Origin of the sequence: Antrihabitans stalactiti, from assembly GCF_012932915.1 — a bacterium.
GTDB classification, from domain to species: domain Bacteria; phylum Actinomycetota; class Actinomycetes; order Mycobacteriales; family Mycobacteriaceae; genus Antrihabitans; species Antrihabitans stalactiti.
On record NZ_VCQU01000004.1, the window covers coordinates 161953 to 182180 of the forward strand.

At 63.4% G+C, this 20228-nt stretch carries 18 protein-coding genes; 12 read left to right on the plus strand and 6 right to left on the minus strand.

The features are described from left to right. Positions 1-29 precede the first annotated feature (29 nt). The 3 genes from eat to eutC are packed head-to-tail and all read left to right on the plus strand — an operon-like array spanning position 30 to position 3630. Entirely contained in the window at positions 30-1469 is a 1440-nt protein-coding gene (eat, locus tag FGL95_RS13080; RefSeq protein WP_169587404.1) for an ethanolamine permease, read from the plus strand. Beyond that, positions 1466-2875, plus strand: coding sequence for an ethanolamine ammonia-lyase subunit EutB (locus tag FGL95_RS13085; RefSeq protein WP_169587407.1), 1410 nt, complete (start codon positions 1466-1468; stop codon positions 2873-2875). Before eat ends, FGL95_RS13085 begins: the two co-directional genes overlap by 4 nt. Further along, positions 2872-3630 carry an ethanolamine ammonia-lyase subunit EutC gene (gene eutC, locus FGL95_RS13090; RefSeq protein WP_169587409.1) on the plus strand — a complete coding sequence of 253 codons (759 nt, stop codon included), beginning with the start codon at positions 2872-2874 and terminating at the stop codon, positions 3628-3630. The genes FGL95_RS13085 and eutC overlap by 4 nt, the downstream gene beginning before the upstream one ends. Here eutC and FGL95_RS13095 read toward each other — a convergent pair. Then, entirely contained in the window at positions 3627-4511 is an 885-nt protein-coding gene (locus FGL95_RS13095; protein WP_169587411.1) for a metallophosphoesterase family protein, read from the minus strand. The genes eutC and FGL95_RS13095 overlap by 4 nt on opposite strands. Positions 4512-4542: 31 nt before the next feature. Here FGL95_RS13095 and hisN point away from each other — a divergent pair, with 31 nt between their 5' ends. Continuing rightward, entirely contained in the window at positions 4543-5340 is a 798-nt protein-coding gene (gene hisN / locus FGL95_RS13100) for a histidinol-phosphatase (RefSeq protein ID WP_338079842.1), read from the plus strand. 48 nt (positions 5341-5388) lie between these two features. On the opposite strand, the gene FGL95_RS13105 is transcribed toward hisN, so the two are convergent. Next, a complete protein-coding gene (locus tag FGL95_RS13105; protein WP_169587412.1) occupies positions 5389-5757 on the minus strand; it encodes a DUF1304 domain-containing protein in 369 nt (122 codons plus the stop codon). A gap of 108 nt (positions 5758-5865) precedes the next feature. On the opposite strand from FGL95_RS13105, the gene FGL95_RS13110 reads away from it, so the two are divergent. From FGL95_RS13110 to FGL95_RS13125, 4 genes are all read left to right on the plus strand, one after another. Then, the gene (locus tag FGL95_RS13110; protein ID WP_420838050.1) at positions 5866-7266 is read left to right on the plus strand and encodes an acyl-CoA dehydrogenase family protein; all 1401 of its coding nucleotides are present in this window, start codon (positions 5866-5868) and stop codon (positions 7264-7266) included. 27 nt (positions 7267-7293) lie between these two features. Further along, positions 7294-8523, plus strand: a complete 1230-nt coding sequence (locus FGL95_RS13115) for an acyl-CoA dehydrogenase family protein (protein WP_169587414.1) — start codon at positions 7294-7296, stop codon at positions 8521-8523. A gap of 135 nt (positions 8524-8658) precedes the next feature. Then, positions 8659-10305, plus strand: coding sequence for an acyl-CoA synthetase (locus FGL95_RS13120; protein ID WP_169587416.1), 1647 nt, complete (start codon positions 8659-8661; stop codon positions 10303-10305). Between the two features lie 48 nt (positions 10306-10353). Continuing rightward, entirely contained in the window at positions 10354-12015 is a 1662-nt protein-coding gene (locus tag FGL95_RS13125; RefSeq protein WP_169587418.1) for an acyl-CoA synthetase, read from the plus strand. Here the strand turns inward: FGL95_RS13125 and galK are convergent. Both galK and galT read right to left on the minus strand, forming a co-directional pair. Continuing rightward, positions 12012-13091, minus strand: coding sequence for a galactokinase (gene galK / locus FGL95_RS13130; RefSeq protein WP_169587420.1), 1080 nt, complete (start codon positions 13089-13091; stop codon positions 12012-12014). The two genes, FGL95_RS13125 and galK, sit on opposite strands and share 4 nt — an antisense overlap. Further along, complete coding sequence (galT, locus tag FGL95_RS13135) at positions 13088-14086, minus strand: galactose-1-phosphate uridylyltransferase (RefSeq protein ID WP_169588164.1); 999 nt, start codon at positions 14084-14086, stop codon at positions 13088-13090. The genes galK and galT overlap by 4 nt, the downstream gene beginning before the upstream one ends. Before the next feature lie 172 nt (positions 14087-14258). Here galT and FGL95_RS13140 point away from each other — a divergent pair, with 172 nt between their 5' ends. Further along, complete coding sequence (locus FGL95_RS13140; RefSeq protein ID WP_206071828.1) at positions 14259-14660, plus strand: PAS domain-containing protein; 402 nt, start codon at positions 14259-14261, stop codon at positions 14658-14660. Positions 14661-14962: 302 nt separating this feature from the next. Beyond that, positions 14963-16129 (plus strand): globin domain-containing protein, encoded by a 1167-nt coding sequence (locus FGL95_RS13145; RefSeq protein ID WP_169587422.1) that lies wholly within the window; start codon positions 14963-14965, stop codon positions 16127-16129. A 1-nt stretch (position 16130) separates the two neighbouring features. Here the strand turns inward: FGL95_RS13145 and FGL95_RS13150 are convergent, their stop codons facing one another. Further along, positions 16131-17375, minus strand: coding sequence for a M23 family metallopeptidase (locus FGL95_RS13150; RefSeq protein ID WP_169587424.1), 1245 nt, complete (start codon positions 17373-17375; stop codon positions 16131-16133). 173 nt (positions 17376-17548) lie between these two features. On the opposite strand from FGL95_RS13150, the gene FGL95_RS13155 reads away from it, so the two are divergent. Together FGL95_RS13155 and FGL95_RS13160 are read left to right on the plus strand one after the other, a co-directional pair. Next, a complete protein-coding gene (locus FGL95_RS13155; RefSeq protein ID WP_169587426.1) occupies positions 17549-17731 on the plus strand; it encodes a hypothetical protein in 183 nt (60 codons plus the stop codon). Between the two features lie 39 nt (positions 17732-17770). Further along, positions 17771-19252, plus strand: a complete 1482-nt coding sequence (locus FGL95_RS13160) for an amino acid permease (protein WP_169587428.1) — start codon at positions 17771-17773, stop codon at positions 19250-19252. Here the strand turns inward: FGL95_RS13160 and FGL95_RS13165 are convergent. Next, positions 19246-19806, minus strand: coding sequence for a transglycosylase SLT domain-containing protein (locus tag FGL95_RS13165; protein ID WP_169587430.1), 561 nt, complete (start codon positions 19804-19806; stop codon positions 19246-19248). The two genes, FGL95_RS13160 and FGL95_RS13165, sit on opposite strands and share 7 nt — an antisense overlap. Between the last annotated feature and the right edge of the window lie 422 nt (positions 19807-20228).

A 20228-nucleotide genomic window follows, 5' to 3' on the forward strand; every position in this document is an offset into this window, starting at 1 on the left:
CGTCTATCGTGCCCAGTTGGAGTCGCGTCATGTCTATCTCCGAAGCCCCCACTCCCCCACACCTCGAATCGGGGTCACAAAACGAATCGAGCGATTACCTCGCCAAGCGGCAGCTGAAGAAGGGCACCGCGGGTTGGGTACTGCTCGCAGGACTCGGTGTCAGCTACGTCGTGTCCGGTGACTACTCGGGCTGGAACTTCGGACTCGAGCAAGGCGGCTTCGGCGGTCTCGCCATCGCCGCGGTAGTGATTGCCGCCATGTACTTTGCGATGGTGCTCGGCATGGCCGAGATGTCGTCGGCGCTGCCCGCAGCGGGCGGCGGCTATACGTTCGCTCGGCGCGCACTTGGCCCATGGGGCGGATTCGCCACCGGCACAGCAATTCTCATCGAATACGCGATCGCGCCTGCCGCCATAGCCACCTTCATCGGCGCCTATGTGGAGTCGTTGGGACTGTTCGGAATCCAAGACGGGTGGTGGGTCTACCTCGCCGTGTATGCGCTGTTCATCGGCATCCACCTGAGCGGGGCGGGCGAAGCGCTGAAGGTGATGTTCGTAATCACCGCCATTGCCTTGATCGGACTTGCGATCTTCGTCGTCGCAGCAATCACGCACTTCGACGTCTCCAATCTGACGAACATCCCGGTAACCGATGCCGCTGGCGCGTCGTCATTTCTGCCGCACGGCTACCTCGGAATCTGGGCAGCGATTCCCTTCGCGATCTGGTTCTTTCTTGCGGTGGAAGGTGTTCCACTCGCAGCTGAAGAGACGAAGAATCCCGAGAAGAACGTCCCGAGGGGAATCGTCGCCGCAATGGCCATTCTCCTCGTCACCTGCACGCTCGTCCTCGTTCTGACGACCGGCGCCGGCGGTGCTGACGCGATGCAGACCTCAGGAAATCCGCTCGTCGAAGCGCTCGGTGACAGCGGAATCGCGAAGGTGGTCAACTACATCGGGTTGGCCGGGCTCATCGCTAGCTTCTTCTCGATCATCTACGCATACTCACGCCAGCTCTTCGCACTCTCCCGCGCCGGATATCTGCCGAAGTCGTTGTCGGTGACCAACTCTCGCAAGGCACCCGTACTCGCACTGGTCGTTCCCGGACTCATCGGATTTGCCCTGACCTTCACGGGAAAGGGCGCGATGCTGCTGAACATGGCCGTATTCGGCGCAGCGGCGAGCTACGTCCTCATGATGATCAGCCACATCGTGCTGCGCCGGCGCGAACCAGAGATGACCAGGCCCTACCGCACTCCCGGCGGGACCATCACGACCGGATTCGCCCTTGTCATTGCCTCGCTGGCCGTAGTCGCTACGTTCCTCGTGGACAGCACGGCAGCGCTCTGCTGCGTTGCGGTATTCGCAGCGTTCATGGCCTACTTCGGCCTCTACAGCCGGCATCACCTGGTGGCCAACTCACCCGACGAAGAGTTCGCCGCCCTCGCTCGAGCCGAACAGGAACTCGAATGAAGTTCCACCAGCACGTCGCAGGCACGACATATTCCTTCGGATCGCTCATCGAGGTCATGGCGAAGGCGACACCGCTTCGGTCCGGTGACGAACTCGCCGGGTGCGCCGCCGGCTCCGATGCGGAGCGTGCGGCCGCGTCGTGGGTGCTCGCCGATCTGCCACTGTCGACCTTTCTCGAGGAGCAGGTTGTCCCGTACGAGACCGACGCAGTCACACGACTGATCATCGACAACCACGACCGGCAGGCGTTCGCGCCAATTGCCCATCTCACAGTCGGCGGATTCCGCGACTGGATGCTGACGGCTGCAGCCACCCCCAATGGCGGCGCCGACCTGGTTGCGATCGCGAGCGGACTGACACCCGAGATGGTCGCGGCCGTCTCCAAGATCATGCGCAACCAGGATTTGATCGCCGTATCGAAGTCGCTCACGGTGACGTCGGCATTCCGGACGACGATCGGGCTACCCGGGCGGATCTCGACACGACTGCAGCCGAATCATCCCACCGACGACCCCCGCGGGATTGCCGCAGCGACCTTGGATGGCCTGCTGCTGGGCTGCGGCGACGCTGTCATCGGCATCAATCCCGCTACCGATTCACCCCGAGCGACATCCGATCTCCTCTACCTACTCGATGACGTCCGAACGCGTTTCGACATTCCGATGCAGTCGTGTGTCCTCTCCCACGTGACGACCACGATGGAACTGATCGAGAAGGACGTTCCGGTCGACCTCGTGTTCCAGTCGATCGCAGGAACCGAGGGCGCGAACGCGAGCTTTGGTGTCACGATTCCCCTGTTGCACGAAGCCAACGCAGCAGCGCGGTCGCTGCACCGCGGAACCGTCGGCGACAACGTCATGTACCTGGAAACCGGTCAAGGATCGGCACTGTCGGCGGGGGCACACCTGGGCACGGGTGGTCTCCCCGTCGACCAGCAAACGCTCGAAACCAGGGCATATGCCGTCGCGCGCGCGCTCGATCCGCTGCTCGTCAACACCGTCGTCGGATTCATCGGACCCGAGTACCTGTACGACGGAAAGCAAATCATCCGCGCGGGACTCGAAGACCACTTCTGCGGCAAGTTGCTCGGCCTGCCGATGGGAGTCGACGTCTGCTACACCAATCATGCCGAAGCCGACCAAGACGACATGGACAATTTGCTGACGCTCCTCGGCGTTGCAGGCGCGGCTTTCGTGATCGCGGTTCCCGGTGCTGACGACGTCATGCTCGGATATCAGAGCCTCTCGTTCCACGACGCGCTGTACGTGCGCCAGGTTCTGGGTTTGCGGCCCGCACCCGAGTTCGAAGCGTGGCTGCACCGTCTGGGGATGGCCGACGCGGGTGGCCGAATTCTGCCCGTCGACGCTGCGTCGTCTCCCTTGCTCGCACTGGCGGTCAGCCGATGAACAACAACGTCGACGTCTGGTCGTCTTTACGTTTGACGACGCAGTCTCGAATAGGACTGGGGCGCGTTGGCAGTTCACTTCCATCCCACCGAGTGCTCGAGTTCAAGGCAGCGCACGCGGCAGCGCGCGACGCCGTTCACGTCCCGCTCGACGCGGGGGCATTCCTCGAGCGGGTCGAAGAACTGGGGATCGGATCGCCAGCCGTCGTATCGAGCAATGCGACATCACGCAGCGAGTACCTTCGACGTCCCGATCTCGGCCGCACAGCTGCGGACCTCAGCGCCTTGTCACATACTTGTGACGACATCGGTTTCGTTCTCGCGGACGGATTGTCGCCACGCGCACTCGCCGACCACGGAATCGGGTTGCTCGAAGCTCTGATCGCCGAACTCGGCCCGATCTACAGCATTGCCCCTCCGGTCGTCGCCCTACAGGCGCGGGTCGCATTGGGCGATCACATCGGCCACGCAACAGGCGTCCACACGACGATCATGCTCATCGGCGAACGCCCCGGACTCTCGGTTGCCGACAGCCTCGGCGTTTACCTCACCCACCACCCCAAACCAGGGCGCAGCGATGCGGACCGCAATTGCATCTCCAACATTCACCCGCCGGACGGGCTGGACTACGTGCGAGCTGCGAAGATCACGGCAACCCTGGTCGCCGGCGCGCGCCAACTCGGGCGGTCCGGTGTCGACCTCAAAGACACCTCGACCGACGAACTGGCCGGGACAGACATTCTGACGCTCGATTAACCCAACGCGTCGGACCACGCGACGCCGTCGGTCATGATGACCGACTGTTCCGATACCGAAAACTCGGCCGTGTGTGCGACGCGCCGATTTACGAAGTCGAGGGCGTGCACGGTGACCGTGCCGCCCTCGACGACGATGCGCAGGCCCTGATTGTGCGGACCGTCGAGGGGTTGCTCTCCCCCGCTACCGTCCGGACCGAACCCGCGCTGGATCGCGCCGGTGTTCGCCGCGGCGAACGACGGCCGGCTGAACCAGTCGGGCCAGTACAGATTCCAATGGCTGTGACCGCTGAGGAACAGGACATTCGGATGGGCACCGAGGATCTCGAGCACGGGGTCTACCTCGGCGTAATCGTGTCCGTACATTTTCGGTGCCTGGGTCACCGGATCGTCGAACGAACCGGAGACGGTGTTGGGAAGGACGTGGTGGCTGAGCACGACGACTGGAACCTCCGCCGCGTGCCGCGCCAATTCTGTTGCGAACCAAATCAATTGCTCCTCGCCGAAGATCACGTAATGCCCAGACCGCTCGCTTCCGTCGGTCGTGCCAAGCCGGATGATCGGCACTCCGCCGACCTCGTGCGCCGAATAGAGGCTCGACATCCCGGTGTGTTCGAGGAACCTGTCGATGGAGACCGCTGTGGACCGGTGGTTGTAGAAGTCGTGGTTTCCGATCGTGAACAACGCAGGTGGGTGGGCGGTCGCGGCGAGATGTTTGGTGAGGTCCTTGTATTGCCGGACGCGACCGTTGTCGGTGAGGTCGCCGTTGATCAACAGCTGATCGGCGACCGTGAACTCGGCGAATGCGGCGAGCGCGACGTCGAGGTCGGCCATGTCGCCCTGGATGTCGGAGATGACGTCGAAGCGAACCGGCTTGCTCATGGGTCGAATTGTGCCCCGGTACGGTTGTGCCGTGCCCGACTTCGATGCCTATCAAGCAGATCTCGCACTCGCACTCGCGATTGCCGACGACGCTGACGCGATTACGCGCGACCGGTTCGGTGCCCTCGACCTCCATATAGACAACAAGCCAGACCTGACGCCGGTCTCCGACGCCGACCTCGCGGTCGAGCGAGCGGTCCGTGCGGTGCTCGAGGCGGAGCGGCCGGACGACGCCGTACTGGGCGAGGAGTTCGGCGGCAACGCGGAATTCACCGGCAGGCAATGGGTTATCGATCCGATCGACGGCACGAAGAATTTCGTACGCGGCGTGCCGATCTGGGCAACCTTGATCGCACTGTTGGAAGACGGTGTCCCAGTGGTCGGCGTCGTGAGCGCGCCTGCCTTGGTCCGTCGGTGGTGGGCGTCCGCGGGCGCAGGCGCCTGGAGCAGCTTCGACGGCAATACACCCAAACGTATTTCGGTATCCGGCGTCGCCTCGCTCGACGCGGCAAGTCTCAGCTTCGCCAGCCTGTCCGGCTGGCGTGACCGTGGACTGCGCGACCAGTTCGTTGCCCTCACCGACGAGGTCTGGCGGGTACGCGGCTACGGCGACATGTTTTCCTACTGCTTGATCGCCGAGGGCGCGGTCGACGTCGCCGCCGAGCCCGAGCTATCGCTCTGGGATATGGCGCCACTCGACTTGTTGGTCCGCGAAGCCGGCGGGCGCTTCACCTCGTTGGACGGAACGCCCGGACCGCACGGTGGAAACGCGGTCGCCTCGAACGGCCTTCTCCACGACGAGGTACTCGCGCGCCTCCACCCCTCGTGAGTCTTTTTGGAGTCCCTGGACTCCAAAAAGACTCACGAGGGGTGGGAATTAGAGGACCAGGTAGGCAATCAGCGCAATCAGTGGCGTGATGCCCTGCATGACCGCCGCGCGGAAGTACTGGGCACCGCCGGTGGAGAGAACGGCCGCTGCGCCGACGATGCTCGCGCACGCGAACAGCACGATCGCGTGGCCCGCGTCGCCGCCGATCACCAAGCCGACGACGATGCCGATCGCAAGAAACAAATTGTAGAACCCTTGGTTGAAAGCCATGGGACGCAACACTTCTGCGTCGGCTTGGCTGGCGACCGAGAAGCGCTTCCACACCTTCGGCTGCGTCCATAGAACGCTCTCCATCACGAAGATGAATACGTGGAGGGCGGCGGCAATGGCTGCAAATACTCCTGCGACGATCGGCATGTGATCAGGGTCTCACACTCGCTTCAAACCCTTGGTGAACTGCTATCGACGCCGTACCTTACTCTGGAGTAAGATAGTCACCGACCACTGATCAACGCCGAGAAAATGGTGATCATGAGCAAGCAGAGCGCAACGAAGCGTAGGCCCCGCGATACTTCCGCGGTCAGCCTCAGCAACCACCCGAAGCGGGACTGGATGGGTGCCGCAATGCGGGCCCTGACGACAGTCACCGGTTCCGAGCTGGCGGAGAAGTACAACCTCCGCAAGCCCATCAACCGAGTTACCTACGAAGGCACCAAGACCGGATTCCGCACCCTCGGCGCAGCTACTCGCGCTTTCGAGGCCGTGTCGGGCACCGGCAGCAAGCCGAAGCGGCTCCCCGAGAACGCGTCGAAGAAGGCCGACTACTTCGACCTCACTCCCGACGACGAGCAGAAGATGATCGTCGAGACGGTGAAGGAATTCTCTGCCGAGATTCTGCGTCCCGCCGCGTACGACGCCGACCACAACGCAAAGGCACCGGACGACCTGCTCGCCCGTGCGGCCGAACTGGGCATCACGCTGATCAACGTCCCCGAAGAGTTCGAAGGAGCGGCAAGCGAGCGCGGCGCCGTCACGAACTCCCTTGTTGCCGAGGCACTTGCCCACGGTGACATGGGCCTGGCGCTGCCGATCCTCGCGCCGAACGGTGTTGCGGTCGCGCTGACGCAGTGGGGTTCGGACGCACAGCAGAAGACGTACCTCCCCTCGTTCGCAGGCGAAAACGTGCCTGCCGCAGCGGTCGTCGTCTCCGAGCCGCGTGCACTCTTCGACCCGTTCGCGTTGCAGACCAAGGCAGTTCGTTCGCCGAGCGGTTACAAGCTCAACGGTGTCAAGAGCCTCGTGCCCGCCGCTGCCGACTGCGAACTGTTCATCATCGCAGCCGCGCTCGACGGACGTCCGACGTTCTTCATCGTCGAAGCCAGCGCCAAAGGTCTTGTCGTCGAAGCTGATCCGAGCATGGGCGTTCGCGCCGCAGGCCTCGGCCGCTTGATCCTCAACGACGTTGCCGTCACCGAAGCTGCCATCCTCGGCGACGGCGATGCCGATCAGCGCGCCGGTGAATACGCCGATGCCATCCGCCTCGCCCGCCTCGGTTGGGCGTCGCTCGCGGTCGGCACCAGCCAGGCCGTGCTCGACTACGTCATTCCTTACGTCAACGAGCGCGAAGCGTTCGGCGAGCCGATCAGCCATCGGCAGGCCGTCGCATTCATGGTGGCCAACATCGCCATCGAGCTCGACGGACTTCGCCTGGTCACACTGCGCGGCGCTTCGCGTGCCGAGCAAGGACTTTCGTTCGCACGCGAGGCCGCGCTCGCGCGTCGCCTCGCATCCGAGAAGGGCATGCAGATCGGCCTCGACGGCGTCCAGCTGCTCGGCGGTCACGGCTACACCAAGGAACATCCGGTGGAGCGCTGGTACCGCGACCTTCGAGCCATCGGCATCGCCGAGGGCATCGTCCTGATCTGACCCGGCTGCCCTCAAAGGACTGAATCAATGATCAATCTGGAACTACCCAAGAAGCTGAAGTTCTCAGCCAACCAGGCGCATCAGGTCGCTGCCGAAATCTTCCGGCCGATCTCGCGCAAGTACGACCTCGGTGAGCACGAGTACCCGGTCGAGCTCGACACCATGGCTGCCATGGTCGAAGGCCTCGGCGACTCCGGCACCCAGGACATCGGTGGCGCAGCGGGCGGTCGCAGCACCGAAGAAGAAGACAAAAAGCACGCCACGGAGTTGCTCGGTAACTCCAACGGCGGCAACATGGCTGCCTTGCTCAACGCCCTCGAAACATCTTGGGGCGATGTCGGCCTGATGCTGTCGATCCCCTACCAGGGCCTCGGCAATGCCGCGATCGCAGCGGTTGCCACCGACGAGCAGCTTTCCCGTTTCGGCAAGGTGTGGGCAGCAATGGCCATCACCGAGCCGAGCTTCGGCTCCGACTCGGCCGCCGTCACCACCACCGCCGTGCGCGATGGCGACGAGTGGGTCCTCAACGGCGAGAAGATCTTCGTCACCGCTGGTCAGCGCGCCACCCACATCGTGGTGTGGGCGTCGGTCGACAAGTCCCTCGGCCGTGCGGCGATCAAGTCGTTCGTCGTTCCGAGCGACGCTCCCGGCCTGTCGGTCGCCCGGCTCGAGCACAAGCTCGGCATCAAGGCCTCCGACACCGCTGTGCTGCTGCTCCAGGATTGCCGCATCCCCGCGGACAACATCCTCGGCAGCCCGGAAGTGAACGTGGAGAAGGGCTTTGCCGGCGTCATGCAGACGTTCGACAACACCCGTCCCCTCGTTGCAGGCATGGCGGTCGGCGTCGGCCGCGCCGCGCTGGAGGAGCTGCGCAAGATCCTCGAAGACGCGGGCGTCGAGATCGACTACGACGCACCGGCATACAACCAGCACGCCGCAGCGGCGGAGTACATCCGCCTCGAGGCGGACTGGGAAGCCGCGTACCTGCTGTGCTTGCGCGCGACCTGGATGGCCGACAACAAGAAGCCGAACTCGCTCGAGGCTTCGATGTCGAAGGCCAAGGCAGGCCGCATGGGCACCGACGTCACGCTGAAGGCTGTCGAACTGGCCGGCGCCACTGGCTACTCGGAGCGGACGCTGCTCGAGAAGTGGGCACGCGACAGCAAGATCCTCGACATCTTCGAGGGCACGCAGCAGATCCAGCAGCTGATCGTCGCTCGCCGGATTCTCGGCAAGAGCTCCGCCCAGCTGAAATAGGACTCAGCCGAAGTAGTAGCAGTACCGAGAATCCCGCACGGCACCTTGCTGTGCGGGATTCTCGGCTGTCGTGGTGCGCCCCTGTTACCCTGCGCGTGAAGGGCAAAGCAGCCCAGCGATCACGAAAGTTGTGCCATGACACGCGACCTGCGCTCGATCAAGAAGTCACTCAACCTGATTCGCGAGACCGGTGTGGCGGTGAACAGGCTGCGACAGAGCGGCGTCGTTGATCCGCTTCGGCTGGATATCGCGCTACAGGCCGCGAAGAACGCGGCAACCTACGGTGCTGCAGCCGCGGTCGTCATCAAGGGCGCACGCGTGCACCCGGACCTCCCCGCCATCGCCGACGAACGTGGCGAATTGACCTACCGCGAGTTCGACGAGCAGTCGAGTGCCCTCGCTCGCGGGTTCGCCAGCCTCGGCCTCACCGAAGGCTCACGCGTCGGTGTGCTCGCGCGCGACCATCGCGGCTTGTTGTTGACGATGGTCGCGGCAGGCAAGGCGGGCATCCGCCTCGTGCTGATGAACACCGGATTCGCAAAGCCGCAGTTCGCGGCGGTCGTCGAACGCGAAGGCGTGAAGGCGATGGTTCACGACAGTGAATTCCTCGGCCTGCTCGATGCTCTTCCTGCCGACCTGCCCCGCGTCATTTCCTGGGTCGACGAGGACGACGCCGTTCCCGAGGGCGCCCACACGATCGAGTCACTGATCAAGGGCCGGCCGGTCGGTCCGGTACCTGCGCCGAAGACCGTCGGCGGCTTCGTGATCCTCACCAGTGGAACGACCGGATTGCCAAAAGGCGCACCCCGCAACAAGGTCTCCCCGCTCGCGACCGCGCAGATGGTGGACCGAATCCCGTTCCCGACCAAAGAGACGGTCATGATCGTCTCTCCGATCTTCCACAGCACCGGCCTCGGAACGTGGTTGGTGACGACCGCGCTATACAACAAGACCGTTGTGCGGCGGCGGTTCAATGCCGAGGCGACGGTCGCGGCAATTGCCGAACAGAAGGCCACCATGCTGGTCGCCGTGCCGACGATGTTGCATCGCATGATCGAACTGGGCCCCGAAATCCTCGGCAAGTACGACACGTCGTCACTGAAGGTCGTCGTGATCGCCGGTTCCGCATTGTCACCCGAACTGAGCAACCGTTTCCAGGATGCGTTCGGCGATGTCCTCTACAACCTGTACGGATCCACCGAGGTCGCCGTCGCGACGGTCGCAACGCCGGCTGAGCTGCGCAAAGCCCCGGGCACCGCGGGTCGGTCGCCGATCACCTGCGAGGTCGTGCTGTTCGACGACGAGGGCAAGCGTGTGACCGAGAAGAACAAGGCCGGCCGAATCTTCGTCCGCAGCGGGTCACCGTTCGAGGGCTACACCGACGGCAGGCACAAGCAGATCATCGACGGCTTCATGTCCAGCGGCGACGTCGGCCATTTCGACGACGACGGATTGCTGTTCGTCGACGGGCGCGACGACGACATGATCGTGTCCGGGGGCGAGAACGTCTTCCCGCTCGAAATCGAGAACCTGCTCGCCGAACGCGAGGATGTCAACGACGTCGCCGTGGTCGGCGTCGACGACCCAGAATTCGGAAAACGCTTGCGCGCGTTCATCGTTGCCACACCGGACGCCAAGCGGGATGTCGACGAGATCAAGCTGTACGTGCGCGACAACCTCGCCCGCTACAAGGTCCCGCGCGACGTCGTCTTCCTCGACGAACTCCCCCGCAACGCCACCGGCAAACTCCTGCGCCGGGTACTGGTCGACATGGAGGTTTAGCGCGCCGTCGGCCGCTGCTAGTCTTCGGATATTCGTTAACCGATGACAATGAGGTCACCCGTGGCTATCTCTCTGCCGTCACCTACCGATGCTGCCCGCAAGGTCGCTGACCTTGCCATGAGCGTCGAGGTCATGCGCAAACGCAAGCTCTTCAACCCGCTACGCCTCGACGAAGCCATTCGCTCGTCGATCGACGTCATGCGCTACGGACCGTTTGCCGGAGTCGTCCTGCACGCGGCGCATCGCAATCCGTCGGCGCCCGCGATCATCGACGAAATCGGCACGCTGACCTTCAAAGATCTCGACGAGCAGTCCAGCGCACTTGCGCGAGGCCTGCAGGCCGAGGGCATCACCGAGGGAACGGTCATTGCGGCGCTGTGCCGTGATCACCGCGGCCTCGTGTTGACGATGGTCGCAGCGGGCAAGATCGGCGCCCGGCTGGTCATGATGAACACCGGGTTCGCGAAGCCGCAGTTCGCCGACGTCACCGCACGCGAAGGCGTCAAGGCCGTGCTGCACGACGGCGAGTTCGTCGGCCTCCTGGACGCAATCCCGCGCTCGATCCCCCGCTTCCTCACGTGGGTCGACGAGAGCGACGGCGCCGACCCCCGAACGCCGACGATCTACGACCTGATCGGCAAGCAGTCCCGCGAGAAGGTCAGCGCGCCGGGCAAGCCGGGCGGCATGGTGATCCTGACGAGCGGAACGACGGGAACGCCGAAAGGCGCACCACGCGATCGTGTTTCGCCGATGCAGTCCGCGCAGTTCCTCGACCGCATCCCGCTACCGTCGAACGAGACGATGTTCATGGCGGCTCCGATCTTCCACGGGACCGGCCTTTCTCAGTTCACCATCGGCATCGCGCTCGGCAACACCGTCATCCTCAGGCGCAAATTCAATCCGGAGGAGACACTGCGCGGGATCGCGGAGCACCGCGCATCCACTCTGGTCGTCGTCCCGACGATGTTGCAGCGCATGATCGACCTCGGCCCCGAGATCCTCGCGAAGTACGACACCTCATCGTTGAAGGTCATCTTCGCCGCTGGCTCGTCGTTGTCGCCCGACCTCTGCAAGCGGACCGCCGACATCTTCGGTGATGTGCTGTACAACCTCTATGGCTCGACCGAGGTCGCGGTCGCGACGGTCGCGACTCCGGCCGAACTGAAGAAGGCGCCCGGCACGGTCGGGAAGCCGCCGGTCGGGTGCCGCGTCGTACTGTTCGACGACGAGGGCAAGCGCGTGACGAAGGTCGGGGCAGTCGGCCGGATCTTCGTGTCGAGCGGCCTCAGCTTCGGTGGTTACACCGACGGTCGCAACAAGGAAGTCATCGACGGGTTGATGTCCAGCGGCGACATCGGGCACTTCGACGCAGACGGATTACTGTTCGTCGACGGTCGCGACGACGACATGATCGTCTCCGGCGGCGAGAACGTCTTCCCGCTCGAGGTCGAGAACCTGCTTGCCGATCGCTCCGACGTGCACGAAGCGGCAGTCATCGGCGTCGACGATCGCGACTTCGGAAAACGCTTGCGCGCCTTCGTCGTTCCAGGTCCGGACTCGCATCGCGACCCGGAAGAGATCAAGCAGTACGTCAAGGACAATCTCGCTCGCTACAAGGTTCCCCGCGAGGTCGTGTTTCTCGACGAGCTTCCTCGCAACGCCACCGGCAAGCTGCTGCGCAAGAACCTCGCGGAAATCGCGATCGACTAGCCGACGCGGCGGGCTCCCGACGACGGCGTGGCGACGAACGTTCGCGGTGTGCGGAAGCCCGCCACGGCAAACTCGCGAGTGATGGCGTCGGCGATCGTGTCGCAGTTGGCGGCATCCGCAAGGGCGATGACGCTGCCGCCGAAGCCGCCGCCGACCATTCGTGCGCCGTACGCACCGGTGGCCAACGCGGTCTCGACGGCTCGGTTCAGCTCTTTCGTCGAGACATCGAAATCGTCCCTAAGCGAGGCATGGCTCGCGGTGAGAACCGGGCCGATGTCTCGAAGGTCGCGCCCCGACCGCAAGACGTCTACGACCGCCATTACGCGGGCGTTCTCTGTCACGACGTGCCTGGCGCGGTGCCGGAGCAGTCGGTCGTCGAGCTGCTCGACAGACGACGCGTCGCGCAACGACTTGACGCCGAGAGCTGCCGCGGCAGAACGACATTGCGCCCGCCGGTCGGCATATTCACCATCGGCGTGCGTGTGCGGAGTGTTCGTGTCGACGACCAGGACCGCCAACTCGGATGCCTCGAGGTCGAACGGCACCTGCGACCGCGTCGCCGAAGCGAAGTCGATGAAGAGCGCATGCCCGACCGCGCAGAGCAATGACGCGGATTGGTCCAAGGTTCCGGTCGGCGCTCCGACATAGTCGTTCTCCGCGGCGCTCGTGATGCGGATCAGGTCGTCGTCGGTGAGGTCCGGGCAGGCCAGGTCGCGCGCGGCGACGGCGACTGCACAGGTCACGGCGGCCGACGACGACAACCCGGCGCCGACGGGCACGTTCGAGTCGATCCGTATGTCCAGTCCGGTCGCCAGGCGGTCGCGAAGCTGGTGCACCACGCCGAGCGGATAGCGCGACCAGCCGGGGATCGGGTTGCGTGCAAGGTCTCGAAGGCGAACGGAGACAACGTCGTCGGGGTACTGCCGTGATTCGACGCGGACGACGTCGTCGCTGCGGACCGCCGCCTCGCACGTTACGACGTGCGGCAACGCGATCGGCAGCGCGTAACCGTCGTTGTAGTCGGTGTGCTCGCCGATGATGTTCAACCGGCCTGGCGCCGCCCAGGTGCCCGTCACCGCGCCGCTCGCAATTGTGCTGCGACTGCCGCAGGGTCGGTGTCGTTGATGAACGCACCCATTGCGGATTCCGACCCAGCCAGGTACTTCAACTTTCCTGGAGCTCGCCGGATCGAGAACAGCTGCATGTGCAGCCACCACGCATCGCGGTGCGTGGCCGGTGCCTGATTCCACGCGGCGATGTAGGGCATCGACTCGTCGAAGAGCGCCGCGAACCGCTGCAACATATCCAGGTAAAGGTCGGCGAAACCGTCGCGCTGGCTGTCGTCGAGGTCGGGGATGTCGGCGACTCGGCGGCGCGGAAACAGCTGGACCTCGAAAGGCCAGCGGGCTGCCACGGGCACGAACGCCAGCCACTCGTCGTTGGTCGCCACGATCCGGTTCTCGTCGTCACGCTCACGAGCAAGCACGTCCTCGAACAGGTCGCGCCCCGTTTCGCGACGGTGCCGGTCCGCGCTCACGAGAATCTTCTCCGCACGCGGCGTGATGAACGGGTAGGCATAGATCTGGCCGTGCGGATGGCTGAGCGTGACGCCGATTTCCTCGCCGTGGTTCTCGAAGCAGAAAACTTGCGCAACGCCGTCACGCGCGGTGAGGTCTGCGGTGCGATCTGCCCACACGTCGACGACCATGCGCGCCCGAGCAAGTCCGAGGGCAGCAAATGTGGTGTCGTGGGCGCTGGTGAAGCACACGACGTCGCAATGACCTGGCCCACCGGCAAACGCGGAGAACCGATTATCGAACACGACGACCTCGTAGTCGGGTTCGGGAATCTCCGTCGCGCGCCCAGAAACCGATGGGCATAGAGGACACAGGTCCGTCGACGGTAGGAAAGTGCGCGTTTGGCGGTGAGTCGCGTGAGTGATCCACTCCCCCGTCAGAGCGTCGAGCGTTGTGTGTGAACGCGATTCGACCGGCGCCAGGTCGCGCGTGTCCGTTGCCGACCGCTCGCGCAGCTCTGAATCGTAGTAGCGGATCTCGCGTCCATCCGCCAGCGCCCGAACAGTCTTCGCCCACTGCGCTGCCATGATGCGACAGTACTGTTGGCCGCCGCAGGACCCTGACCTGCCCGAAAGTTGTAACAAGACGACTGGTTGACTTGATATCGGTGCTGAACGAGCATCGACATTCACCACGTCCGCGTTGCAGCAGAGGGCCAGCGTCATTGTGATCGAACGGAGAGCTCCACTTCCCGACTCCGCGCAGGGGTATCTCACTGCGCTGCCCGCACTCATCCTGCTCGATCGGCTACCAGTTGCGACGCTTGCGGTGCGCTACGACGGCACAATCGTCTACGCCAATCCAGCATTCGAGCAGATGCTCGGCTACGAATCGGGAATTCTGACCGATCAACCGATCGACGCCGTCCTGGACGATCGACCACCTCGTGCAGCAGGCGGCGGCCTCATCTGTGGCCATTCGGGACGTTTGATCTCGCTTCGACATAGCGACGCAACGATAGTTCGGACCGTCGCAAGCGAGTCGGTCATGATGCGCAAAGACGATCCGCTGGCCTTGGTCGTGTTTCACGACATCACCGAACAGCTCTGGACGGTCGGCGAACACTGAACTGCCCCAGCAACATTGGGCTCGTGAACAAATCTCTTGCATCGTCCTTGCTGTCCACAGCAAGGGCGGTTTCGCGCGCGTGCGATCGTGCGTTAGCTGACTCCGCTCTGCATTACAACCCCTGCCGAATAGACCGGCCGGTTTGTTACACCGATAGCGTATCGGTCAGGTCACGAATATGTCACACTATTGCGGTAGGTATGGCGTTTGCCATATCTGTACGCAGGAAGTGGTAGCGGCCGAACGAACCGCTTGTCACTTCGGCCCGATGTGGGTGCTCTAGAGCGGAATGGGGTTCGGCAATGGATTCACAAACAGTGTCGCTGGTCCGGACCACCTTCAAGGCGGTTGCGGCGGTCGACGACGGCCCCGAACGCTTGACCAGGTCCTTTTACTCGATACTCTTCACCGACTACCCCGAGGCTCGGGATTTCTTCCCAGCCGCGATGGAGACGCAGCGCGACCGACTGGTCCGCGCGCTCGCCTACGTCGTCGATCGACTCGAGGACGCCGACACGCTGCTGCCCTATCTGGCTCAACTGGGTCGCGATCACCGCAAGTACGGCACCCAGGACGCCCACTACACCGCCGTTGGTAACAGTCTGATCAAGGCTCTCCGAAATTTCGCCGGCGCGGAAATGTGGACAGACGACGTCGATCGTGCATGGAACGTTGCGCTGGGCGTCGTCGCCTCGGCAATGACCGGTGCGGCTAATGCCGACACTGCGCCGGCAGTGTGGGGCGGCACCGTGATCGAGACCAAGCAGGTGCTCCGCAACCTTGCAGTTATCAAGCTGAAACTCAACGAGCCCATGCCCTACACACCCGGTCAGTACATGAGCGTGCAGATCCCGTCCCGGCCGCGCATGTGGCGCTACATGTCGCCGGCGACCCCGGCCAGCGACGACCTCACCGTCGAATTCCACGTCCGCGGCGTCACTGGCGGCTGGGTCAGCCCCTCGATGGTCAGCCACACTCAGGTGGGCGAGGAATGGCTGCTCGGCGCGCCCCTCGGATCACTGGGCGTGCCAGCCAATCCCGCCCGGGACATGCTCCTGATCGGCTGCGGTACCGGAATCGCCCCGCTGCGCGCCCAGGTGCTTGCAATGGCCGAGTGGACGACGAGCCGCCGGGTCCATATGTTCGTCGGTGGCCACCATCCGTGCGATCTCTACGACCTCGGCATGCTGTGGGACCTCTCGATGCAGAACCCGTGGCTGACGGTCACCGCCGTTACCGAGAACACCCACAATCCCTGGTGGCACGTCGCGGAGGATTACGAAGCAGTCAGTCCAGGCATGGGCACGTTGATGACCGGCCAGATCGGCCGAGTCGTCGCAAGCCTCGGCGACTGGGCCGACCGAGATATCCAGATCGCAGGCGCACCATCGATGATTCAGACCACGAAGTTCCGGCTGATGGCCGGCGGCACGCCCGTCGAGAACATTCGCCACGACCCGCTGTACTGACCTAGTCGAAGGTCACCACGTTCTGGTCCATGATCAGCTGGTCCGTGTGCTTGGTCGTGGGCCGATTCGGTAAGAGCACCAACGGAATTCCTGTCCCCTCGGCGGCGTCGAAGTCCGCGGTACTCGCGACCTGCCCGGTGACCGAGAAGCTTGCGTTCAGATAGGGCAAGCCCTGGGCGGCCAACGGCGACGGACCGTTCATGACGTGGAAATGCAGATGCGGCGCAACGGAATTGCCGGTATTGCCGACGAGACCGAGTATGTCGCCCTTCTTCACCTTGTCGCCGAGCTTCGGCTTCACGCTGCCAGGCTGCATGTGGGCGTAGTTGATGAAGAAGCCGTCGCCGATATCGAGGACGACGAAGTTGCCGTCTGCCTCGTCGATCCCGATTCCCGCGGGGAAAGTACCCGGCGTCTGCTCGGGGAGATCGTTGCGAGTTCCAACCACAGTGCCATCGGCCGAGGCGAGAACATTCTTGCCGAAGATGAAGTAGCTCTTGGGGTCAGTGGGGTTTCCGACGTAGATCCGATTCTGTTCGTCGGCCTGCTCGTAATCGATTGCATACCGCTGAGCCACGAAGGTCTGCCCGTTCACCGGCAAGATCGCGCGCGTGTGCCTGCTCGCATCACAGCATCCGTCGGCCGCGATGTAGCGCTCGCCCGCTAGCGGGGCGGCGAGCACCGGCAGCGTCCGCTTGTCCACCGTGGTCGCGCCGAGCCGCTCGGTAACCGAGTTCTTGCCGGGAGGTGCTGCTTCGGCAGTCACGGCGACCTCATGGACCAGCTTCTCCGGCACCGTCGCCGACTTGTCCAGCGTCACGTGCAAGAAAATCGTGGCCGATTGACCGGCGTCGAGATGGTCCGTGCTGTCGCGTTCGCCTGCGGGCTGTACTCGCTGATGCAGTCGAGCGGCATCGAGGTCGTCGATTGTTTTCCCCGATGCGGCGTCGAGAACCTTCAGTCCGTCGATTGTCACCTTCCCGCTGGTGAAGTTGGTGACCGAGAGCTCGTAGACGAGGTGGTTCTTGCCGTCGGACCCTTCGAACGGCACCGGCGGGAACGTCACAGAGCCGATAAGCGGTGTCAGGGCATCTTTCCCGTCGACGGTTGCCGCCGAACTGCTTGTTGTCGAGGTACTCGCCTCGTCGTCGTCGCTACCCGAACATCCGGCGGCGACAAGACATCCCACCGCCGCGAGTGCTGCCAATATGGTCGGAAGTGGGCGCCTGCGATATGTATTCGACATGCCCAATTGTCACCCCTGCACGCCCGCGCCGGACCGAAACGTGCAACTTTCGACTACCGGACTCCAGGTCGAGAGTTGTTGCCCTACTACGGCTTCAACAGGTGGTTGCGATTCGACGGCGACCGGTATTCACTGATGGTTTACGAGACATTCCTACTCGATCGAGGTGGAAAATGGCGCGCACCGAGTACCCGGCCAAAACTCCGATAATCGGAATGTTCATGGTGTTCGCTGCAATGGGGATCGTCGCGGTCACCGCATATCAGCACGCGGGATGGCTGTCGATCATCGGCTACGGCATCGCCGCGGTGATTGCGATTTTCGGCTTCACCTTCACGTTCCGAGATCTCTCCTAAACTCTTCCACTCGCCCCCGCCGACTACTACGGTCGCGTCATGGCTGCTCCTGAGAAGACGGGATACGACAATTCAGCGCTCTCGCACGAGGACGAGGGTTACCACAAAGGTCTGAAACCGCGGCAATTGCAGATGATCGCGATCGGCGGCGCGATCGGTACCGGACTGTTCCTCGGTGCAGGCGGGCGTTTGGCCGACGCCGGTCCCGGACTGTTCCTCGTCTATGCGTTCTGCGGCATCTTCGTTTTCCTCATCCTGCGGGCGCTCGGCGAACTCGTCCTCCACCGACCGTCGTCGGGTTCGTTCGTTTCCTATGCGCGCGAATTCCTCGGCGAGAAGGCAGCATTCGTCGCCGGGTGGATGTACTTCCTGAACTGGGCGATGACGGCGATCGTCGACACGACGGCCATCGCAACGTACATGCATTTCTGGGGCGCGTTCCAACCCATTCCGCAATGGGTGATCGCGCTGATCGCGTTGGTCATCGTCCTCAGCATGAACTTGATTTCGGTAAAGCTGTTCGGCGAGTTGGAATTCTGGGCCGCACTGGTGAAAGTCGTTGCGCTGCTGACCTTTTTGGTTGCGGGCACTATCTTCCTCGGCGGCCGCTACAAGATCGAGGATCAATCGACCGGCTTCAGCGTTATCGGTAATGCAGGCGGCCTGTTTCCGACCGGGCTGTTTCCGCTGGTGATCGTCACATCTGGCGTCGTATTCGCCTATGCCGCAGTCGAACTGGTGGGCACAGCGGCGGGCGAGACGGCGAATCCGGAAAAGATCATGCCCCGCGCCATCAACTCGGTGATTGCGCGTATCGCAGTGTTCTACGTCGGATCGCTGGTGCTGCTCGCGTTGCTACTCCCCTACACCGCATACAAGGCCGGCGAGAGCCCGTTCGTCACGTTCTTCTCGAAGATCGGCGTCGACGGCGCAGGCTCGATCATGAATCTCGTCGTCGTCACGGCGGCGCTGTCCAGCCTCAACGCAGGCCTGTACTCGACGGGTCGCATCCTCCGGTCGATGGCGATGAACGGGAGCGCGCCCAAGTTCACCGGCAGGATGTCGAGCAACGGTGTCCCCTACGGCGGCATCCTGCTGACCGGGCTTATCACGCTGTTCGGCGTCGGGCTCAACGCATGGGTGCCAGGCGAAGCCTTCGAGATCGTGCTCAACATGGCCGCGTTGGGCATCATCGCGTCGTGGGGAACGATCGTGATCTGTCAGATCCAGCTTTATCGCTGGTCACAGAAGGGAATTCTGGACCGGCCGAAGTTCCGCTTGTGGGGGTCGCCCTACACCGGATACGCGACGCTGGCGTTTCTGTTCGCCGTCCTGGTACTGATGGCGTTCGACCATCCGATCGGCACCTGGACCGTTGCGACCTTGGTCGTCATCATCCCGGCGCTGATCGGCGGCTGGTTCCTGGTGCGCGCCAGAGTGCTGACGGTCGCGCAGGAGCGGATCGGCTACACCGGTGAATTCCCGCTCGTCGCGAACCGCCCGCCGCCCGACGATCAGTAGGACGAGTTGACGTTGTCCATCGAGCCGTACCGGTGGGCGGCGTAGTTGCAGGCCGCTGCGATGTTGGCGACCGGGTCGTAGATGTCGAACGACGTGCCCTCGACGTGGTAGGCAGCAAAAGTCGGGTCGATGACCTGCAGTAAACCCTTGGACGGGATGCCCGCCGCAGCGTTCGAGTCGTAGAGGTTGATGGCGCGCGGGTTGCCGGTCGACTCGCGCATGACGTTGCGCATGATGCCGTCGTAACTCGCCGGGATGTTGTGCGCATGGAGGATGTCCAGCGCCTGACGGATCCAGCCGTCCAGGTTGTCCGGGTACAGCGGCACAATCGGCGCAGGCAGGGGCGCGGGCTTGGCAATCGGCGCGGGCAGCGAATGCGCCACAAGCGCGATTTCAGGGCTCTGCACGGCAGGCGCAGCGTTCGATCCAGCGGCTCCGGTAGAGGCAATGGTGGCGAAGGCGGCAAGGACGAGCCCTGCAGTACCTGCGGTCCGGGCCACGGACGCAACCGGCGTTTCACGTTTGAACAAATGGGAAATAGAACGTTTGGACATGATTTTGTCGATTCCTAACCGGGTTTCGGCCGAAATCGGCCGTCAACAGGCAGCGGCGCACCCCACGGCGAGCGCATTAGGCACTCGGCGATGCGACCTGTTAGTTATTTGACAGTGAGCAACAGGGTCGTTCGCCCTGTCGGCATGACACAACTCGCGCAACCCACCGGTTCAGCGACCGGCTCGTAGTTCGTCTTCAGCGACTACGTCGCGTTGACTGCGCCGGCAACTCCGGCGAGCCCGAGCGATGTCGATGCGGGGTAAGTCCGCATGGATATCAACTCTCCTCGATACTTGCCCGACGTTTGCCTCGTCGAATCCGGTAACAGACTGATTGCGCAACATGAACATAGGGTGAACGAAAGGTGAATGAATAGGTTGTTTTCACATTCTGCGACCATCGAGGGCAGAGAGAAACCGTG